The sequence below is a fragment of the Streptomyces sp. NPDC059003 genome (assembly GCF_042740445.1).
In the GTDB taxonomy this organism is placed as follows: Bacteria; Actinomycetota; Actinomycetes; order Streptomycetales; family Streptomycetaceae; genus Streptomyces.
In genome coordinates, this window is sequence record NZ_JBHYJH010000071.1 from 26,435 (window position 1) to 45,369 (window position 18,935).

Here is an 18,935-nt window from a genome sequence, read left to right on the forward strand (position 1 = left end):
CTCACTGGTCCTCACCGCCCCAGCGGCCGCGCGGGTCGGGGTCGTCGTCCCAGGGCGCCCGCGGCAGGTCGTCGCGGTCCCCGGAGGAGAACCGGCTGCCGTCGCCCCCGTACTCCTCGTCGCGCTCGCTCCGATGACCGTTCCGGCGGTCGCGGCCGGGCTCTTCGTAGTCGTCGGAGTCGTCGGAGTCGTCGGAGTCGTCATGGGGGCCGTAGTCGTCACGGTCGTCGCGGCGTTCGTTGCCGTACGGCCGCTCGTAGGAGTTGACCGGTGTGGTGCCCCAGTCGTCGTCATCGGGCTCATGGCGGCGCCGCGGTGCGGAGAGGTCGTCGCGCGGGCGGGCCGGTATGCCGCCGCGGATCTGTTCCAGCAGGGTCCGCAGGGTCGGCTGGACGGCTCGCTGGTCGCCGAACTCGACGTCCAGCGCGCCCGGGAGGGTCTCCGCCCAGAACTCCCACAGCGGCCGCACCCAGCCCTCGACCCGGTCGCCGCCCCGCTCCCTGCGGTCGGCGAGGAGCTCCAGCTGGCGCGGGGCGACCTTCTCGACCAGCTCGACGAAGAGGGGGTGGGGTTCGCTGCCGGTCCGGTCGAGGCCGAGGGGCTGTGCCCGCATCAGTTCGCGGCAGTAGTCCTCGACCGTCCGCTCGTCGTCGAGGACGGTCCAGCGCTCGTACGACCGCAGCAGCTCCGCCCAGCTCGACACGCCACCGGGAAAGTCGTCCAGCTTCAGGCGGACGCCGGGGACGTTCGCCCCGTCCTCGGGGAACAGCTTCAGACGGACCCGCGCCGGCGACGTCGGGTCGCCGTCGAGGACGTCCACCTGGCCGTTCCACATGCAGCACAGCAGCCGGTGCAGAATGATGCGCCGGTCCTCCTCGCTGCTCACCATCCAGCTGTCGCGGAAGCCGAGCCGCTGGCGCCACCGCAGCACGTCCTGCGGCTCCTCGCGCTTCTTCGCGCGGGCCCACTGGCGCAGCACCGTGCGGGCCTCGCGCACCTGGGTGAGGCTCATCTCGCTGCGGAAGAGGACGACGGTGATCGAGTCGCTCTCCACGCCCCGGTACTCCACGGAGTTCTTCGCGTCCGTGGGCAGCCGCAGGGTCTTGCCGAGGTACTCCTGCACCTCCTCGACGGCCTGCACCCTCGGGTACGTGACGAGGACCCGCAGCGGCCCGGTGCCCTCCGGCGTGAAGCCGACGGGCAGCAGCCCGGCGAGTTTGCGGCCGAACAGGTCGAGGGCCTCCTTGCTGACCTGGTCCTTGACATCCAGGTCACCCGCCCCGGCGGCCAGCAGCGTGCCCATCGCCGGCAGCAGCGGCCGCTCCTCCAGATGGGCGCCCCGCTCGGCGAACAGCCGCGTGACCCGGGCCGCGAGCTGCCCCTTGACCCGGGCCACCGAGCCCTCCGGTTCGCGGCGGCTGAGCGCGAAGACCTGGCGCCAGGTGTCCCCGCCGACCAGCTTCAGGAGCAGCGCGGCCACGGAGTCGCTCTCGCGCAGCCCCTCCCTGCGGATCAGGCGGGTGACCACGTCCTCGTAGAAGTGGTTGAGGGTGCGCTGCGGCGGCAGCAGGTACGAGATCCCGGCGCGGTCCTCGTACAGTTCGTGGCCCTTCTGCGCGGACGTCTTGGGCTCCTGGTCGCAGTGCCGGCGGAAGGCGTTCACCAGGCGTACGACGTCGTCCCCGGCCGCGTCCGCCTGCGGCTGCCAGTGCTGGTACTGCTCGCGCCAGGCCTCGTGCCAGATCGACCGGCAGCGCCACTGGTACCAGGCGTCCTGCTCCTGGAGGGTCGCCTGGACGTCGTGGTCACCCCAGCGGGCCGGTGCCAGACCGGCCAACTGCCCTTTGATCCGGGGGACCTTGGGCGGCTGCTCGGTGACGCCGGGCGGCCGCTGCGGGGCCCGGGCGCGGTTGTCCAGCATGCCGAGGAAGCCGCGCTTGGCGATCGGGTCGTCGCTGTCCGGGACGCCCCGGACGACGCGTTCGGCGAGGAAGGGGTCCACGCTCTGCAGCAGCTTGTCGATGGCGGGGCGCGGGGCGAACCGGTCGGCCATCGTGGTCGCCGACCGGTCGGCCTCGGCCCGCAGGTCGGACAGGAGCCGCTGCATGTCGGCGATCCGCTCGCCAAGGGCCTGCTCGATGTTCCTGCCGCCGCGGGGCAGCGGGTCGGGCTCCAGCACCGGCAGCTTCCTGCGCTCCCACAGCTCTTCGAGGTGGGAGTCGGCGAACAGCTGCCGGATCATCGGCACCGCGCCGTCCTTGAGCGCGGTGCGCGGCCGCTCCACGAGATCCGTGACGGCCTCCCGCAGCAGCCGCCCGGCCACCAGGTCCGCCAGCTGGTCCATCGGCGCCGTCATGGAGGCGACCAGGCTGGTGGAGACGCCCTGGCGGCCGATCCCCGTGGGCGACGGGGCGGAGCGGGCCACACCTCGGTTGATGAAGCTCGCGGCGAAGGTCTGGTAGTCGTCGTCGGCCGCCATCTTCCGGCCCCGGGAGCGGCCGTCGCCCAGCTCGGTGCCGATCAGCGACATCACCAGGGAGACGATGGAACGGCGCAGGTCGTCCGCGCGGATGCCGGCGGTCTTGGTGAACAGGAACGCCGTGGGCAGGATGCCGGTCCGCAGCCGCACCGGGGTCGTGCCCGGATACCGGATGGCGAAGCCCGCGTCGTGGTCGAGGTCGCCGATCTCCGCGCCCTCCCTCGGCGCGTTCTGCCGGTCCACCAGCCGGAACAGGTCGACCAGCGCCCGGGCCGCGTTGAGCTCCGCCTCCCAGCCGCCGCCGGTGGCGGCGGAGAACGACGACGGCATCACCACCAGCGGATAGATCTTCACCCCGTCGAAGTTGCGCAGCTGGAAGGCGTAGCTGATGAGGTGCAGATAGTCCAGGAAGATCCCGGCGCCGGTGCCGCCGGCCACCGAGAACGACACGAACACGTCGCAGCCGTTGACCTTCCCGCCGCCGAGCTCGCTCAGTTCGCCCGCCGACTTGGCGATCGCGTCGATCGCCTGCAGCAGTGGCTCGAGGACCGGCGAGAGGCCGTAGCGCAGCGTGGCGAACAGCGCGGCACGCCCCACGGTGGGCAGCTGTCCCGCGCCGTTGCGGAGCGGGGTGACCTCCGGCTCGCCGGTGATCGGCGGCAGCCAGTCGGCCACCTCGCCGCGCATGCTCGCGCGCAGCATCTTGGTCACTTCCGGTGAACTGTCGAAGTTCGGCAGCAGGTTGTGGGTGGCCCGTGAGGTGCGGGCGTACGCGGCCCGCAGCGACGAGTCCACGTTGAACTGCGGCAGCCGCCTCAGGTCGCCCTCGCTGTAGTCCGCGTACACGAACTGCAGGCAGTCGGGCAGTTGGAAGGGGGCGTGTCCGCTCTGCCTGCTGAGCGCCGTGCCGTCGGGGCCGCACAGCTCGGTGCGCAGCCGGCGTTCCAGCTCGGCGCCGACCAGGCCCCCGGTGCCGCCCAGGCCGACGAAGAGCATCGGCTGGAAGATCTTCATGGTTTCCTCCCCGCTAGACGGCCGCCGCGGCCGCAGGTTCGTGCTCGGTTCGTCCGTGGTTCCGCGCGGCGTGGCGGCCGCGCCGTGGTGGTGCGGGTGCGTGGGGGCCGAGCGGTGGCGTGCCCGGCCCCACGCGTCACAAGTACGGGTTGTCGTCGTATCCGCCGCTGTTCCCGGCGGAGTTGGAGGTGGAGCCGGAGCCTGCCGTGGCCGTCTGCGGTCTGCGCCCCGCGGTGCGGGGCTCCTCGCCGAGGGCGAGGCTCAGCGTGTCGGTCAGCTGGACCTGGCCGCGGGCGGGCACCGGCGTCCGGCTGCCGCCCTGCTTGCGGAGCACCGCGCCGCCCTCGCGGCGGCGCTGGACGGCGTACGGGCCGTGGGCGCGCCGCTCGATGCGTGGGCTGCGGTGGGCCTCGGCGACGGCGAACTCGTACCACTGCTTGTTGTTGCCGTGCCCGGCCTTGTGCTCGTTGAGCACGGTGCCGTCCTCCGCGACCAGTTGCAGCGCCAGGCCGAACGGGTCCCTGCGGCGCCTGCGCAGCCCCAGCCAGGCGACCACGACCACCACGACGAGGCCGACGACGACGGCGCCCAGCACGAACGCCCACCAGTACTTCTCCCACATCCCGGGCTCCGGCGTGACGCGCACCGACAGCGGGGACCGTACGAGCGTCCGGTCGTCGTCGGTGGTGTCGACGACGGTGGCGGTGCCGCCGACCTTCAGGCCGTCGTCGCCGAGGCGGTCCCCGAAGACGCCCGCGGGGGCGACTTCGACCGTCACCTTCCGGGTTCCCCGCTCGCCGGGCTTGAGGGTGATCTCGGCGGGCTCGACGGTGAGCAGCCCGTCCTTCACGTCGGTGACGGAGAGGCGCAGGGTGTGCGGGGTGCGCGTGGTGTTGCTGACGTCCAGGTTGCCGGTGACCTCGGCGCCGGGGTGGGTGTCCGCGGTGGGCAGGTCGAGCGCGGCCTTGACGGGCAGGTCGCCGGGCACGACCTCGCCGCTCTCGCTGCGGGTGTCGGCGCTCAGTCCCGACGCGGTCAGGGTCGCGCTCACCTTCAGCGACCCGTCGGCGCCCTTCGGGATCCTCACGGTGCCGGAGAAGGAGCCGTCGCTTCCGTCGGGATCGGGCCCCTTGCCGTCGTCGGCGAGGTCGAGGGCCAGCGGGGAGAAGCCGTCCCCGGTCAGCTCGCTGCGGACGCGCAGCCCCTCGTAGTCGCTCGGGTCCTTGATCTCGTAGCCCTCACGCGTCTGGAGCCGCATGGTCACCGTGACCTTCTCGCCCGCCCGCGGCGATGGCGGGTCCATGGTGATGGCGCCGCGCAGCTCGCCCTGCCACAGCACGCTGACGGCGACGGGCAGCGAACGGTGCCCCTCCGGGGCCTTGGCCTTCACCTTCCAGGTGCCGGGCAGCGGGTCGACGACCTTCAGTGCCTCGACGGTGCCGCTGCCGCCCGCGAGCTCGAAGCGGGACTTCTTGAACGTCCCGGACGTGGGGACCTCGTCGCCGGACGGGTCGACGTAGGTGATCTCCACTTCGGGGTCGCCCTTGTCGACGACGATGCTGCCCACGGTCGCCAGCGGTGAGATGCCGATCTCCAGAGTGGCGGGCGGCCGTTCGCTGGGGCCCTCCTCGTGGCGCAGGCAGTGGGCGGCGGCGAAGATCTTCTCCAGGGTGGTGGCGACGTCCTCCGCGCCGGAGACCTTGTGGGCCTTCGGCGTTGCGGAGGGCAGTTCGACACAGCCCTTCTGGTAGCCGCCGGCCGCGATCCGGTCGAGCTGCTTCTTGTCCGGGTCGGATCCGAAGCCCAGCGGCCAGATCTGGACGTTCTGCCGGGCGGCATCCCGCAGCGCGGCCTTCAGCTGCCGTTCGCCCTCGGCCTCGCGGTGCGCGGGGTCGCCGTACTTGGGGCTGTCGGCGACGTCCATCTTCCCGTCGGTCAGCAGGAACAGCACCCGTGGCTCGGACGTGTCGGTGCCTGCGGTCAGGTCGTGCACGCCCTGCCGGATCGCGCTCGGGAAGTCGGTGCCGGTGCCCTCGCTCTTCTTGCGGCCGCGCAGCTTGCCGACGCAGTCGCCGATCGTCTCGCGGCCCGCGGCGTCCAGCGTGGTGCGCGGGCAGACGGGGTCCACCGCGCGCTGGTCACCGGACTCGGCGGCGGCGAAGCCGAAGACCGTGACATGGGAGGACGAGGAGACGTCGCCCAGCGCGATCCGCGCGGCGGCGGCCTTCTCGGCCTTCATGTCGGCGGCCGCGAGGCTGGCCGACTCGTCCACGGCCACCGCGTAGTTGACGGCCGGGAACGACGGTGCGGAGTCCGCCGCGGGCACCGGGTCCTGACCTGCCGGTGCCAACAGCGACGCGAACACCGCGGTGCCGCCCACCACCAAGGCCGCGGCGCGGCGCACCCGGCCCCTTCCTGATTGCCGTCTTCCCGTGACTCGTTGCACGGCATCCCCTGATTCTCGGTTCGGCTCTGCTCTGTTCGCGGTGTGTTCTGCGTTCGGGTGCTTTACGCCCGGGTGCTCTGTGTTCGGGTGCTCTGTGTTCGGGTGCTCTGCGTCGGCATGTGCGGTGCGGGCCCGCCGGGGGTCAGCGCGCGGTCACGTCCCAGATCAGGGCCAGCGCCGCCGACAGGGCGAGCGATCTCACTCCCCAGCGGATGGCCCGGTACTTGGCGGACAGGATCGAGCTGGCGTCCACGGCCTGGACGAGCAGCCAGCGGGCGGGATCGCGCCCGGCCTCGGCGATCCCGGCGGACAGCCGCGCGGGGTCGAGAGGCGCCACCAGATCCCCGAAGTACGTCACCCCGTCCCCGTGGCGGACCGTGCCGGTACGCGGCATCAGCGCCCCCACCAGCGCGGTCACCGCGACGGCCCAGAGCACACCGGCGAGGACCAGCGTGACGTCGGCGAACCCGTCCCCCACGGCACCGCCCTCCCGTCCGACCAGGAGCGTGGGCAGCGCGAGCGTGCCCGCAAGGAGCACGGCCGCCTTCGAGTCCGCCCTGCCGAGATCCTCCCGGGCCGTGCTCAGCAGCCGTTCGGCAATGCGTGCCGCACCGTCGGCGGTCATCAGTCCTCTTCCGCCCAGGACCAGCCGTCGTCCTCGGAGCGGCGCGGGCGGTGCGGGCGGTGCGGCGGCTCCTGACCGCCGAGATCGTCGTCGTCCGGGTAGGGGCTCCCGCGTCGGGCGGGGGCGCGGGGTCCGTCGTACGCGTCTTCGTCGCGCGGGCCGTAGGGCTCGGGCCAGTCGTTCCGGCGTCGGTCGCGGGGGTGCGGCTCGTCGGGGGCGGGGTACGGCTCGGGCCGGTACGTCCGCTGCCGGTTCCGGGGGCGCGGCTCGTCGTGGTCGGCGTCGTCCTGTGGGTACGGATCGTCCTGTGGGTGCGGCTCCCTCCGGTCGGGCCCGCGACGGGCGGATTCCCGTCGGCCGGATTCCCGTCGGCCGGGCTCGCCCCGGGAGGACTCCGCCCGCCGGGACGGCCGCCGGGGTGGTTCGTCCGACGCCCAGTCCGGGTTGAACGACCGGTCGGTGGACTGCTCCAGCTGCCGCGGCTCCCGACGGGCGGGAACCGTCCCGATGGGCCCCAGCATGGGGCGGCCGAGGCCGTGGTTGAGGAGGTTCAGGACCTGCGTCTCCACGTCGGCCGTGGCGAGTTCACCACTGGCCGCCATGGCGAAGAGCCGGTCGACCCGCTCCATCTCGTCCTGCCTGCCCTCCTGACGGATCTTCTCCAGGAAGTCCCTGGCCCCGTCAGGGTCGGCCGCCAGCATGAAGCTCAGCTGCTCCAGCTCGCCGCCCTGCAGCATGCGCCGGAACGCGTCCTGGCGCAGCCGGGTCACCTTGGCCCGCGCGTGCACGTCCCGCTCCTCGTCGGCGTGCTCGATGGTCCGGTCGTCCACCCGCAGGCGTACGTAGAGCCGCACGCGCAGGCCGAGTTCGGAACCCAGGTCCGCCCAGCGGCCACCGGCGCACTCCCGCGTGATGGCGCGGTTGGCCTGCTCTGCCTCGCTCACCCGGTAGGCCGTGGTGACCTCGCGCAGCCGCTCCAGGACCGGCGACGTGAGCCGGTTGGCGACGTCGGTCACGACCTCGAGCGCGGCCAGATGGGGATCGGTCACCGTCCACTGGATGTCCACCTCTGCCTTGAAGAAGGTGGTGCCGCCGATGGCCGGCAGCTCCATCTGGAGCGGCGTCACAAAGGTGCCGAGCGCGATCTCGCACATGCTGTGCGGCCTGGCGAGGGCCCGCTTGTCGACGTGCTGGACCCCTGAGGCCCTGATCACGCTGTAGCCGCCGTTCCGGTAGAACTGCACCACCGCTGTCCGGGCGCTCACCCGCGGCAGTCCGTCCGTCGGCGTGCTGTAGTCCTTCAGGTACGGCCCCGCGGGCCCCGGGGCTTCGGGCGCCCTCCCCGCGGCGCCCGCCGCCTCTTTCCCGTGCTCACCCATGGCTCTCCTCCTCGCGTGCCCGTTCCCTGCGCGGGCCCTCCTGGCGCCGTCCCTGCTCCGGCGCGACGGCGAGCCACCACAGGTCGCGTGCCTTCGCGTCGGGGAACGGCTTCTCCGGGTCGCTCATCATGCGGCGCAGCAGCCAGTCGAGCCGCCGCCGGTCGTGCCCCTCGGTCGTCAGCGCGGGCAGCAGGGCCGCAAGGCCCGGCCGGGTCCACTCGGTGCCGTCCTTGCGCACGGCCGAACGCAGCAGCGTCTCCAGCGCGTCCATCGCCACGTCCTTCGACCGTGCCGTGTTCAGCGCGGTCCACAGCAAGTCGGCCATGGGGCCCACGAGTTCGGGCCGGGTGGCGGCGAGGGCGAGCGGCAGCGGCCAGTCGCCCCGGTCGCCCAGCGCGGAGTCGGGGTCGCCCAGCAGGAAGCCGGGGTCGTCCGTCAGCACCTCCTCCACCGTGGCGAGCGCGAGCCGGACGGTGGTCACCAGGCCCAGGTCCTGGTACGGCTCCCGCTTGTGGTGGGTCCACTCCCCCATCCGCGCGAGCACCTCCGCGGCGTCCGGCAGCGCGAGCAGCCGTACGACGTTGAAGGAGGCGACCGCCAACTGGTCCCCCTCGTCGTGGACCGCGATGCGGGCCAGGGCGTCCAGGGTCTCGTCCGTCGTGGCCGCGGCGTTGCCGTAGCCCAGCGCCATCGCCGCGGTCCAGCGCAGCGACTTGGTGCCGTTCCTGCTCCAGTCACCGACCAGTTTGTGCACCGCCCTGCGGTGCGAGTCATGACCGGCGGCCTGGTCCATGGTGGTGGCCGCGAAGATCCGCCGTCGGGCCGTCGTCGCCTCGGCGAGCGGCCGGACCAACTCCGCGTAGCCGTGGTCGAAGTCCCGTACGCACAGCTCCCCGGCGGCGACCGCGGCACGCATCCACACCTGCGAGCGCGGATCGTCCGCAAGCAGCCGCAGCCAGCGCACCACCGGCGCCCGGACGGGGAAGTGCCGGTCCCACAGCTCGGTCAGGACCGCGGACGGCAGGGCGGAGCCCCGGTACCAGATCAGCCGGGCCGGCACGTCGTGCCCGGCCACCTCGACCTTGCCGTCGACCACTTCGGCGCGCGAGAGCGCCCGGTCGGCTTCCGGGTCGTCGCAGAACAGCGGGCGGGCCGGGGTGTTGTCCGGGTCGGACTGGACCGAGAGCTCCCAGGTCAGCAGGTGGGCAGCGGTGGCCACGGCGCTGTACGAGGCGCCGCCGAGCACGGCGAGGGCGATGCGGAACGCCACCGGGTGGAACAGCATCGCCGTATCCGACCGTCCCGCCTTCCCGTCCGGCCTCTCCGTCTCGGTCCGGGGCGCCGTCAGTGCCCTGTCCACTCCGGCGAACCACTCATGGGCCTGCTGGGCGGCAAGGCTGCGGCAGCTGGAGAGCAGGTCCTCGTACGAGACGTCCCCGAGCACGTGCCCGGCGAGCAGCGACGCGAGCACCTCGGCCTCGGCGGGGCGCAGGTCCTTGAGACCGACGGCGTCCTTGACCTCCTCCCGGTCCGCGAGTTCTTCCGCGCGGGCCAGGAGTCCGGCCGCCCGGTTCTCGTCCTCCCGGGCTTCGGCGGCACGGTCCTGCAGCCACTCGCGCAGCCGCGTGGCGAGCAGTTCTTCGGTGGGCGCGGGCGGGCAGAGCATGCCGTACCGCCCGGTGAGGAGCGGATTCGCCGCCGAGCCCACCGCCACGACGACCACCGCGAAGGCCTCGCGGCGGGCCAGGGCCGCGGCGAGCTCGTCGAGGTCCATCTCGTCGGGGAGCGGCCCGCCCGGCCGGGTGAGGGACAGCTCCAGGAGATAGCCGGTACCGCGCCGCGCCTCTTCCCCTTCACCGCCCAGCGTCTGGGCCAACTGCCGCGGCCCGCCCTCCGGGTCGATCCGTATCACCCGCGAGTCGGCGGCAGGCTCGGTGTCCGTGCCGTCCGCCAGGCGCCGGGTGACCTCGTCGAGGAGCGACAGGGCCGTGCTCGTACGTCCGGTGCCGGGCGCGGCGCCGAGCACGAGGAGTCGACGGGCGCGGAGCGCGTTGCGCAGCTGTACGTACCCCTGCGGCTCCACGTGGACCCGGCGCAGCCTGCGCAGCTCCTCCTCGGGCACGGGGCCGCTGCGCATGCCCGCGCCGGTCCTGCCGGAGCCGAGGAGCAGGTTGATGTTGTCGCCGATGTGGGCGCTCTGGATCCGTGAGTGGGCGAGGCTGATCAGGTCCCGATGGACGTCGAACAGCTGCCGGGTGGCTCGGCGCGTCCGTGCCGCGGCGGCGAGATCGGTGGGCCCGTCCTCGCCCTGTTCGTCGGCGAGGGGGTCGCGGGTGCGCTCCTTGAACCGCCCGACGGCCCGCTCCCGCTCCTTCTCCCGCTCCTTCTCCCGTTCCTTCTCCTTCTCCGCGGCCTCGTCCCCCGCGGACTTCTCGTCGTCGTCCTTGTCCTTGTCCTTGCCCTTGTCCCCGGCGTCACGGGACCGCTCGTCCCTGGCCTTCCTGTCGCCGGGCTTCTTGTCTCCGGACTTCTCTCCGGACTTCCTGTCGTCGGGCTTCTTGGCGTCGGCGTCGGACGGCTTGCCCTCGTCCGGCTTCGCGGGGGCGTCGTCGGACGCGCCACCGGCCCGCTCGTCGTCGCTCATGCGGCTCAGCCCTTCCCGCGCTCGGCGTCGCGGCCGCTGTTCCGGCCGATGTGCACGTTCCCCTGGTACTCGTTGTGGTGGTGCTGGGACATGTCGCCGGCGACGTCGTAATGGACACCGGAGGGGCCGGGCCGACGGTCGCGCATGCTGCCGTCGGCGACCTCGAACTCGTCCCCGTCGTCGTCGAGCTCGCCGACCTCGTCGCCATCAGCACCGGCACCGGGCAGGGGATCAGCGGCCGGTGACGGCGGCGTCGGCGCGGTGCGGGGAATCTCCGGGGCGAGCCGTCCGGGCAGGTGGAACCAGGCCGTGACCTCGCCCTCCTTGAGCTCCAGGCGGGCCGATGAGTAGAGCGCGGGCTCGATGAACTTGCCGCCACTCCTGACCACGTCCTCGTACAGGGACCGGGAGGTCACCAGCACGAGGTCGGCCTTCTCGGCGTCGAGCAGGCCGCGGGCGACAGGGGAGTCGGCGAGGCGGCAGGCCAGGTCGACCGCGCGTCCGCTGATGCCCCGGTCGTCGTGCCGGACCGGGCCGACGTTCATGCCGACGCGCAGTCCGAGCGGCACGGCCAGACCGCGGTTCTCCTCCCGCAGCTTCTCGTGCACCTCGATCAGCCACAGGCCAAGCATCCTGCTCACCGCGACCCGGCCCGCGACGGACAGCAGCACGCCGTCGCCGCGGTCCTCCATGTGCACGGCATCCCGAGCCACCTTGGCGTACGAGAACGCGGTCTCGAGAACCCGGTAGATGCGGTCGCGCATCCGCACCTTGTCGACGTCGTCGTACTCGCCCGAACGTCTGGCGTCGACGCTGATCACCAACTCGTAGTACGCCTCGGCGAGTTCCCTGGCGTCGTGGTTCACCCGTGCCCCCTGCATGTTCTGTCCGGCTGCCGAAGAGGTCGTTCGTCCTGCGATGGAGGTGGTGCGTGGAGGTGGTGCGTAGAGGCGGTGCGTCCCCTCAGCTTCGGGGCCGGGACGAGAGCCGTCTGTAGCCGTTTACACACGGCGAGGCCGGGGTCTACTCCTGCTGACCGTCCGCATGGACATCCGCGTGGACATCCGCATGGCCGTCCGCGAGGAGGGCGAGCAGATCGGGGTCGAGGATCTCCACCATGCGGTTGCCGGTGCGCACGATGTCCTGGGCGCGCAGCAGCCGCAGGGCCTTGGCGACGGCTTCCCGGGTGGCCCCGATCGTGGCGGCCAGTTCGTCCTGGGCCAGCTGGACGACGGGGCCCGCGGTCGAGGGTCTCCGCGAAGGGCGTGCGGCGGGCGGGGTGTAGGGGCCGACGGCCTCGGCTCCCGTCAGTTCGGTGAGCCGGCTGGCGAGGCGCTGCAGCACGGTGAGCGAGGCGAGCGCGGAGCGTTCCTGGTCGGCGCTGCGGAGGCGGAAGGTGAGCTGACGAATGACCAGGCCGCTGACCCTGGGATGCAGGGCGAGGAAACGGCGGAACGCGTCCCCGGATATGAGCTGGGCCTCTATGGGGCCCAGCGCGCGCACGGTGGCGCTGCGGGGGTGCCGGTCCAACGCGGCCATCTCACCGAGCAGTTCGCCCGGGCCGCGCAGGCCGAGTATCAGCCGGGTGGCCCCCCGGTCCGTTGCCACTGAAACGGTCACCCACCCCCGAAGTACGATCACGACGTGACTGGAACGGTCACCCTCTGTCAGGAGATGGGCATCGGCCGGATATCGCTTCGGTGTGCCGATGGCCATGACGCTCTCGTGCTCCTGAGCAGTCAGAGCCTGCGCAAACGCCAGCTCGTTGCCGAGCAGCCCCATGGTCGGCCCCCCGCCGGACTTTCGGACGCCTGGATTCTCGATGGGTGTCGATGGTGACAGAGCGAAGTTTCGCGCCGAGTGAATTGCGCCACACCGGGGTACCGACTGGTAGTCCTCGGAAGGCCAGGTGGGTCGCCCTGCCGCCGCCCCCTGGGCCCCACCAAGGGGCGTACGCCCCGCGCGCTCGCCCGAACGAATGACAGTGAGGTCAGAACCGGCACCTGAACGCGAACTACCCGGGCACAGAGAATCAGCCAGCTGACGGGGAGTTGGCGGAATCTCAGGTTTGGGTCGTGGAGACGGTGGTACTGGCGCGGTGCTGAGTCAGCAGGAGCCGCCAGGAGTCAACAGGGGCCTGAGAGAACCCCGTTGATACCGGTCCGGCGCGCCGGGCACGGCCGTCACACGTCCGCCCCGGACTCCCCCACTCCCGCGTCGGCGAGCTCGGCGATCACTTCCGCGTGGCAGCGCTCGGGCAGGCACCAGCAGCCGAGGCGGTGCCCGCGCAGGGCGGGCAGCAGGGCGAGGAGTTCGGGGCGCTCCAGGAGGTAGGCGCGGTAGCGTTCGACGACTTCGTCCCGGGTGCCGTCGGGTCCGGGGCGGTAGGGGCTGGCCAGGGGCGACGCGGCGAGGTGCCAGCCGCCCCTGTGCATGGCCCGGCCGACGTACACCACGTCGTCGTACGCGGGGTCGTCGCGGTGGCCCTTGAGGTTGACCACGGTGGTGCGGGGCATGAAGTGATCTTCGCCGCTGTCGGCGCGGGAGGCAACGCGAGCGGTCGCGGGCCCCGCCGCCCCAGGGGGTCGCCAGTGGCCGCCCTGCCTGCCCCACCAGGGAGCGCGCCGCTGTCCTGTCCGACGTGACGCCCCAGGTGAGCCGCTCACCGGCGCGCCCGCGGCGAGGACGCTGCGCGTGCGCGGCTTCAGGCTCCCTTTACGCGTTCTTGCGCATAGGTTCGTTGTCACACACCTCGTGTCGTCCGTACGTTGCGAAAGGACCGCTCCCATGAGCACCCCGAACACCTCGCGCCCCGCCGACGCCTCGGGCACGTTCGCCCTCGGCGGTGACCTGCCGGTCAACCGCCTGGGCTACGGCGCCATGCAGCTCACCGGACCGGGCGTCTGGGGCGAGCCCAAGGACCGGGACGAGGCCATACGCGTACTGCGCCGCGCCGTCGAGCTCGGCGTGACCTTCATCGACACCGCCGACTCCTACGGCCCGTTCGTCAACGAGGTTCTCATCAAGGAGGCGCTGCACCCGTACGCCGACGACCTGGTCATCGCGACCAAGGCCGGTCTCAGCCGCTCGGGTCCGGACGCCTGGCACGCGCTCGGCCGCCCCGAGTACTTGCGCCAGCAGGCCGAGCTGAGCCTGCGCCACCTCGGCGTGGAGCGCATCGACCTCTTCCAGCTGCACCGCATCGACGAGCTGGTGCCGCTCGCCGACCAGCTGGGCGAGCTCGTGCTGCTCCAGAAGGAGGGCAAGATCCGTCACATCGGCCTGTCCGAGGTGACGGTGGAGCAGCTGAAGCAGGCCAGGGAGTTCGCGGAGATCGTCTCCGTGCAGAACAAGTACAACCTGGTCGACCGCGCGTCCGAGGACGTCCTCGACTACGCCGAGGCCGAGAACATCGCGTTCATCCCGTGGTTCCCGATGGCCACCGGCGAGCTGGCGCGCCCGGGCGGCCCGCTCGACGCCGTCGCCAAGGAGCAGGGCGCGAGCCCCTCGCAGCTGGCCCTCGCGTGGCTGCTGCGCCGCTCGCCGGTGGTCCTTCCCATCCCGGGTACGTCGAAGGTGGCGCACCTGGAGCAGAACACCGGCGCGGCGGGCCTCACGCTGACCGACGCCCAGTTCGAGGCGCTGGCCGCCGCCGTCTGACGCGGCGCCGCCATCTGACGCGGCCAGTCCCGCACGGGAGCCGGGTGTGTTCCGGCGCTCACCACACCGGCGCTCACCTCACCGGTGGGCGCCGGACCGCGTGTGCGTCCGGTGCCGCCACACCACCGGCACCGTGAGGGCCGCCGTCAGCCCGCCGAGCACCATCACCGTGGACGGCGAGGTGCGGTCGAGCACGGCCCCGCCCGTCAGCGCGCCGAGGGCGAACGTCGCCTGGAACGAGGCCGTGAACAGGACCGAGGCCGCCTCCGGCGCGCCGGGTGCCGCCCTCACGAACCAGGTCTGCGAGCACACGGGCACGGCGCCGTACGCGATCCCCCAGACGACCAGCAGGGCGACCGCGCCGACCGCTGACCGCCCGACGACGGGCAGCAGCAGCGCGGCCCCGGCGATCAGCCCCGCGGCTCCGGCGAACGCGGCCCGCGGCCGGTCGGCCACCAACGCGCCGCCGAGGAAGGTGCCCGCGATCCCGGCGGCGCCGTACACCAGCAGGAACACGGTCGTCAGACCCGGTCCGGCACCGGTCACTTCCGCCAGGAAGGGCGCCACGTACGTGAAGGTGCCGAAGTGCCCGAGCACGACGAGGAACGTCACCGCGAGCGCGCGGCGCGTCCCGGAGGTGCCGAGCAGCCCGCCGAGCACCCGGGGGCGCAGGGCTTCGGCGGCGGGCAGGGGCGGGACCACCACCAGCATCGCGGCCCAGACCAGCACGCTCAGCACGCCCATGACGGCGAAGGCCGTCCGCCATCCGGCGACCTCGCCGACGAAGGTGCCCACGGGCACGCCGAGCACCGAGCCGAGCGGCACGGCCGAGAAGATCACCGCCTTGGCCCGGCCCGCGGACTCCCGCCCCACCAGGCGTTCGGCCAGCCCGGCGGCGATCGACCAGAACCCGCCGATGGTGACGCCGACGACGACGCGGGAGACAAGCACCAGCCAGTAGGCGGGGGCGGCCGCCGCGAGGAAGCTCGCCCCCGCCAGCAGCACCATGAAGGCGCACAGCATCGTGCGCCGGTCGACGCGGGCGGTGGCCGTGGTGACGACGGGCGCGGACAGGGCCGCCAGGATGCCCGGCATGGTCATCATCAGTCCGGCCGTGCCGTCCGTGACGTGGAAGCTGTCCCCGATGGACGGCAGCAGGCCGATGGGCAGGATCTCCACCGTGACGATGGCGAAGATCCCCGCCATGACCGAGACGACCGCCAGCCAACCCACCAGGGGCGAACGGGCAGTCGGGGCGGGGTGTGCGAGGGCAGCGGGCATGGTTCCGTCCTGGTGGGGTGCTGAGGGAGTGCCTCAGTTCAGCACCGGCCACCGGATGCGGTCTGGCAGGTACGCGACGCCATGGTCCGGCGCAGGGCCAGGAAATCGCCCGGCGGGTGCGTACCGTCCGCTGCTAGCATCGCGGCATGATCGCATCCGCGTACGCAGCCGCCATGATGCCCCGCCAACGGGGCTGCTGACACCGGACGCGCGCGATTCCGAGGCCCCGAGGACGGGGCCTCGTCGCACGGTGAGCGGCTTCGGAGCCCCGCCTCCCCACTGGAGAGGTTCCGATGACCACACCCACAACACCCCCTGTCACGTACGTCACCACGACGATCCCGTACGTCAACTCCCGCCCCCACCTGGGCTTCGCGCTCGAACTCGTCCAGGCGGACGTCCTCGCGCGGCACCGCAGGCACCGCGGCGACGAGGTCCGCTTCCTCAGCGGCACGGACGACAACTCCCTGAAGAACGTCCTGGCCGCCGAGGCCGAGAACGTGCCCGTGCAGGACCTGGTGGACCGCAACGCGGAGGCGTTCGCCGCGCTGCGGGCGCCGCTCGCGCTGTCCTTCGACGACTTCATCCGCACCAGCCGCGACCCACGCCACCGCGCGGGCGTGGAACGCCTGTGGCGGCAGTGCGCCGCCTCCGGCGACCTGTACCGCAAGCACTACGAAGGCCTGTACTGCGTCGGCTGCGAGCAGTTCTACACGCCCGCCGAACTCACCGAAGGGCGCTGCGCCGAGCACGGCACGGAGCCGCAGCTCGTCGCGGAGGAGAACTGGTTCTTCCGCCTCTCCCGGTACGGGGACCAGCTGCGCGAGCTGATCACGTCCGAGCGCCTGCGCATCGAACCGGCCGTGCGCCGCAACGAGGTCCTCGCGCTCATCGACAGCGGTCTGCACGACTTCTCCGTGTCCCGCTCGCAGGCCCGCGCCCGTGGCTGGGGCATCCCCGTCCCCGACGACCCCGGGCAGGTCGTGTACGTGTGGTGGGACGCGCTCGGCAACTACGTCACCAGCCTCGGCTACGGCACCGGCGACCCGGCGTACGACCGCTGGTGGCGGGGTGCCGCCCGCCGCTCCCACCTCCTCGGCAAGGGTGTCGTCCGCTTCCACGCCGTGTACTGGCCGGCCATGCTCCTGTCGGCGGGGCTGCCGCTGCCCACGGACATCCTGGTGCACGACTATCTGACCGTCGACGGCCGCAAGATCAGCAAGTCGACCGGCACCACCGTCGACCCGGCCGAACTCGTCGATGAGTTCGGCACGGACGCGGTCCGCTGGTGGCTGCTGCGGGACGTGCCACGGGTCGGCGACGCGGACTTCACCCGGGACCGCCTGGTCGCGCGCGCGAACGCCGACTTCTCCGGCGGCATCGGCAACCTGGTCAACCGGGTCGTGACCATGGTGCAGCGCTTCCGTGGCGGGCACGTGCCGGTACGGGCCGCGGCCGCCGGGGACACGGAGTCGCTCGTGGCGGTGTGCCGTGGCGTGCAGGAGCACGTCGACGAGGCGCTGGCCGACTTCGACTTCCGCCGGGCGACGGCGGCCGTGTGGCGGATCGTGGAGGAGGCCAACCGCTGCGTGGACAGCACGCGCCCGTGGGACCTGGCCAAGGCCGAGCGCTCCGGGGACGTGCGGGCGGGTGAGCGGCTCGACGCGGTGCTCGCGGCGCTGGTCGACGCCTGTCGGGCACTGGCGGATCAACTCGGGCCGTTCGTACCAGAGTCGGCGGCCCGGGTCGCCGCGCAGTGCGCCGAGTCCGACGGACGGCTTCCGGCGGCGCGGCCGCTGTTCGCCCGGATCGGCGAGGAGGGGGACGACCGGCGGTGAGACGCGAGGAGGCGGGCGGGCACGCGTGGGACCAGCCCGCCTCCGCCGCGCAGGACGCGAGGCCATGGCCGCATAGGTGGGGTTTTCGTCATTGCAGCCATCCGCCGCCCGGCTGAAGAATCCAGATCATGACGACTCATCAGAACGACCTGGACGGAGCGTCGACGGCGGCCGGCGCGCTCGACGCCTACGACGGACTCCCCTTCCCCGACAGCGAGGTGGCGCTCGCCGCGCTGCGCTTCGCGCGGTCCACCGAGCACCCGGCGGTGTTCCACCACAGCCTCCGCGCGTATCTCTACGGACGTCTGATCGGGGAGCGGGACGGACTGCTCCCCGATCGCGACTACGACGACGAACTGCTGTACCTGGGCTGCGTCCTGCACGACATCGGCCTCACCGCGGAAGGCGACCGCGAGCAGCGCTTCGAGGTCGACGGCGCCGACCTGGCCGCCGAATTCCTCACCGCCCGAGGGCAGTCGGCCGAGCGGGTCGAGGTCGTGTGGGATGCCATCGCCCTGCACACCAGTGAAGGCATCGCCTCCCGCAAGCGCCCGGAGATCGCGCTGATGAGCGCCGGGACCCGCCTGGACATCGCGGGCAGCCCCGCGGACCTGCCGCCGGGCTACGCCGACCGCGTCCACGCGGTCCTGCCCCGCCTGCACGCCGCGGCCGTGCTCCGCGACGCGATCGTCGACCAGGCCCGCGACAAGCCCGCCAAGGCCCCGCTGTTCAGCCTGCCCGGCGAGCTGTTGCGGCAGCGGACGGGGGCGACCCCGCCGACGTGGGAGCAGCTCACGCCCGGCTGGCACGACTACGACGGGTACGAGGGGAGCTAGGGGTGTGCCGTGAGTCTGCGTACCCCGCCGCCTAGAACCGTCGCAGGAGAGGCCGAGTACGCCACCTCGTAGGTCCTCCGGCCTCTAGAGTCGGCGCCGGAGGACCGGAGGGCCGGTCCGGCGAGCGAGGTGCGGGACGAGATGTGGCCACGGGTCGACGGAATGCGCTCCCTGGAGCTCGGCACCCCCGGTGAGATGCGGGAGGAGCTCAACTCCCTGGTCCTGACCGGGGCGAAGACGGCCACCACCGGCCTCTTGGCGGACTATGTCAAGGAGACGGAGGGGCTGGAGTACGCCGGGGAGCGCCTCGCCGTCCTGGACGACGCGGGCCGGTCCGTCGCCACGGTCGAGGTCACGGGCGTGCGGGTGACGTCCTTCGCCGAGGTGACCTGGGAGCACGCCGACGCCGAGGGGGAGGGCTTCACGTCCCTGGAGGACTGGCGGGTGGGGCACCGCCGCTACTGGGGCGGTCTGGGCACTCCGGTGGACGACCACACCACCGTGGTCTGTCTGTCCTTCCGCCTGATCGCCGCGCCCTGAGGGCCCCTGCCGAAGTCGCACGGCCGAATCCCGGCCTACCACGGCGCCCCCCGACGGTGCAGGGTGGTCCCCGGCAGCCGCCACCACCAGTTGGCCGCACTTTGGTCACACCTACATCACATCATGCCGCCGTCCGCCGCCGCGCCCTGCAGTGGCGGCAGACGGCCCCCGTAGCCCCAGGGGCCACCCCCAT

Annotated in this window: 13 protein-coding genes; 4 read left to right on the forward strand and 9 right to left on the reverse strand. The window is 72.6% G+C overall.

Annotated features, from left to right (window positions below; all coding sequences use genetic code 11):
• Window position 1: 1 nt before the first annotated feature.
• The 8 genes from ACFWZ5_RS23985 to ACFWZ5_RS24020 form a co-directional block, all read right to left on the reverse strand.
• Window positions 2-3,493 (reverse strand): tubulin-like doman-containing protein, encoded by a 3,492-nt coding sequence (locus tag ACFWZ5_RS23985; RefSeq protein WP_384798827.1) that lies wholly within the window; start codon window positions 3,491-3,493, stop codon window positions 2-4.
• Window positions 3,494-3,629: 136 nt separating this feature from the next.
• The gene (locus ACFWZ5_RS23990) at window positions 3,630-5,897 is read right to left on the reverse strand and encodes a VWA domain-containing protein (RefSeq protein WP_384798829.1); all 2,268 of its coding nucleotides are present in this window, start codon (window positions 5,895-5,897) and stop codon (window positions 3,630-3,632) included.
• A gap of 184 nt (window positions 5,898-6,081) precedes the next feature.
• On the reverse strand, window positions 6,082-6,564 hold the full coding sequence (locus ACFWZ5_RS23995; RefSeq protein ID WP_384798832.1) for a Pycsar system effector family protein: 483 nt from the start codon (window positions 6,562-6,564) through the stop codon (window positions 6,082-6,084).
• Entirely contained in the window at window positions 6,564-7,943 is a 1,380-nt protein-coding gene (locus ACFWZ5_RS24000) for a hypothetical protein (protein ID WP_384798835.1), read from the reverse strand. Before ACFWZ5_RS24000 ends, ACFWZ5_RS23995 begins: the two co-directional genes overlap by 1 nt.
• Complete coding sequence (locus ACFWZ5_RS24005) at window positions 7,936-10,587, reverse strand: hypothetical protein (RefSeq protein WP_384798837.1); 2,652 nt, start codon at window positions 10,585-10,587, stop codon at window positions 7,936-7,938. Before ACFWZ5_RS24005 ends, ACFWZ5_RS24000 begins: the two co-directional genes overlap by 8 nt.
• A 5-nt stretch (window positions 10,588-10,592) precedes the next feature.
• Window positions 10,593-11,453 carry a hypothetical protein gene (locus ACFWZ5_RS24010; RefSeq protein WP_384798839.1) on the reverse strand — a complete coding sequence of 287 codons (861 nt, stop codon included), beginning with the start codon at window positions 11,451-11,453 and terminating at the stop codon, window positions 10,593-10,595.
• A 157-nt stretch (window positions 11,454-11,610) separates the two neighbouring features.
• The gene (locus ACFWZ5_RS24015; protein WP_384798842.1) at window positions 11,611-12,369 is read right to left on the reverse strand and encodes a Crp/Fnr family transcriptional regulator; all 759 of its coding nucleotides are present in this window, start codon (window positions 12,367-12,369) and stop codon (window positions 11,611-11,613) included.
• A gap of 401 nt (window positions 12,370-12,770) precedes the next feature.
• Window positions 12,771-13,103 carry a DUF4326 domain-containing protein gene (locus ACFWZ5_RS24020; protein WP_384798845.1) on the reverse strand — a complete coding sequence of 111 codons (333 nt, stop codon included), beginning with the start codon at window positions 13,101-13,103 and terminating at the stop codon, window positions 12,771-12,773.
• 271 nt (window positions 13,104-13,374) lie between these two features.
• On the opposite strand from ACFWZ5_RS24020, the gene ACFWZ5_RS24025 reads away from it, so the two are divergent.
• A complete protein-coding gene (locus ACFWZ5_RS24025) occupies window positions 13,375-14,247 on the forward strand; it encodes an aldo/keto reductase (RefSeq protein WP_384798848.1) in 873 nt (290 codons plus the stop codon).
• A 78-nt stretch (window positions 14,248-14,325) separates the two neighbouring features.
• On the opposite strand, the gene ACFWZ5_RS24030 is transcribed toward ACFWZ5_RS24025, so the two are convergent.
• A complete protein-coding gene (locus ACFWZ5_RS24030) occupies window positions 14,326-15,528 on the reverse strand; it encodes an MFS transporter (protein ID WP_384891265.1) in 1,203 nt (400 codons plus the stop codon).
• A gap of 293 nt (window positions 15,529-15,821) precedes the next feature.
• Between ACFWZ5_RS24030 and ACFWZ5_RS24035 the strand changes: the two genes are divergently transcribed.
• The 3 genes from ACFWZ5_RS24035 (at window position 15,822) to ACFWZ5_RS24045 (ending at window position 18,742) form a co-directional block, all read left to right on the forward strand.
• Entirely contained in the window at window positions 15,822-17,366 is a 1,545-nt protein-coding gene (locus tag ACFWZ5_RS24035) for a methionine--tRNA ligase (protein ID WP_384800502.1), read from the forward strand.
• Between the two features lie 128 nt (window positions 17,367-17,494).
• The gene (locus ACFWZ5_RS24040; RefSeq protein ID WP_384800505.1) at window positions 17,495-18,202 is read left to right on the forward strand and encodes an HD domain-containing protein; all 708 of its coding nucleotides are present in this window, start codon (window positions 17,495-17,497) and stop codon (window positions 18,200-18,202) included.
• 141 nt (window positions 18,203-18,343) lie between these two features.
• A complete protein-coding gene (locus ACFWZ5_RS24045; RefSeq protein WP_384800508.1) occupies window positions 18,344-18,742 on the forward strand; it encodes an ASCH domain-containing protein in 399 nt (132 codons plus the stop codon).
• The last annotated feature ends 193 nt before the right edge of the window (window positions 18,743-18,935 follow it).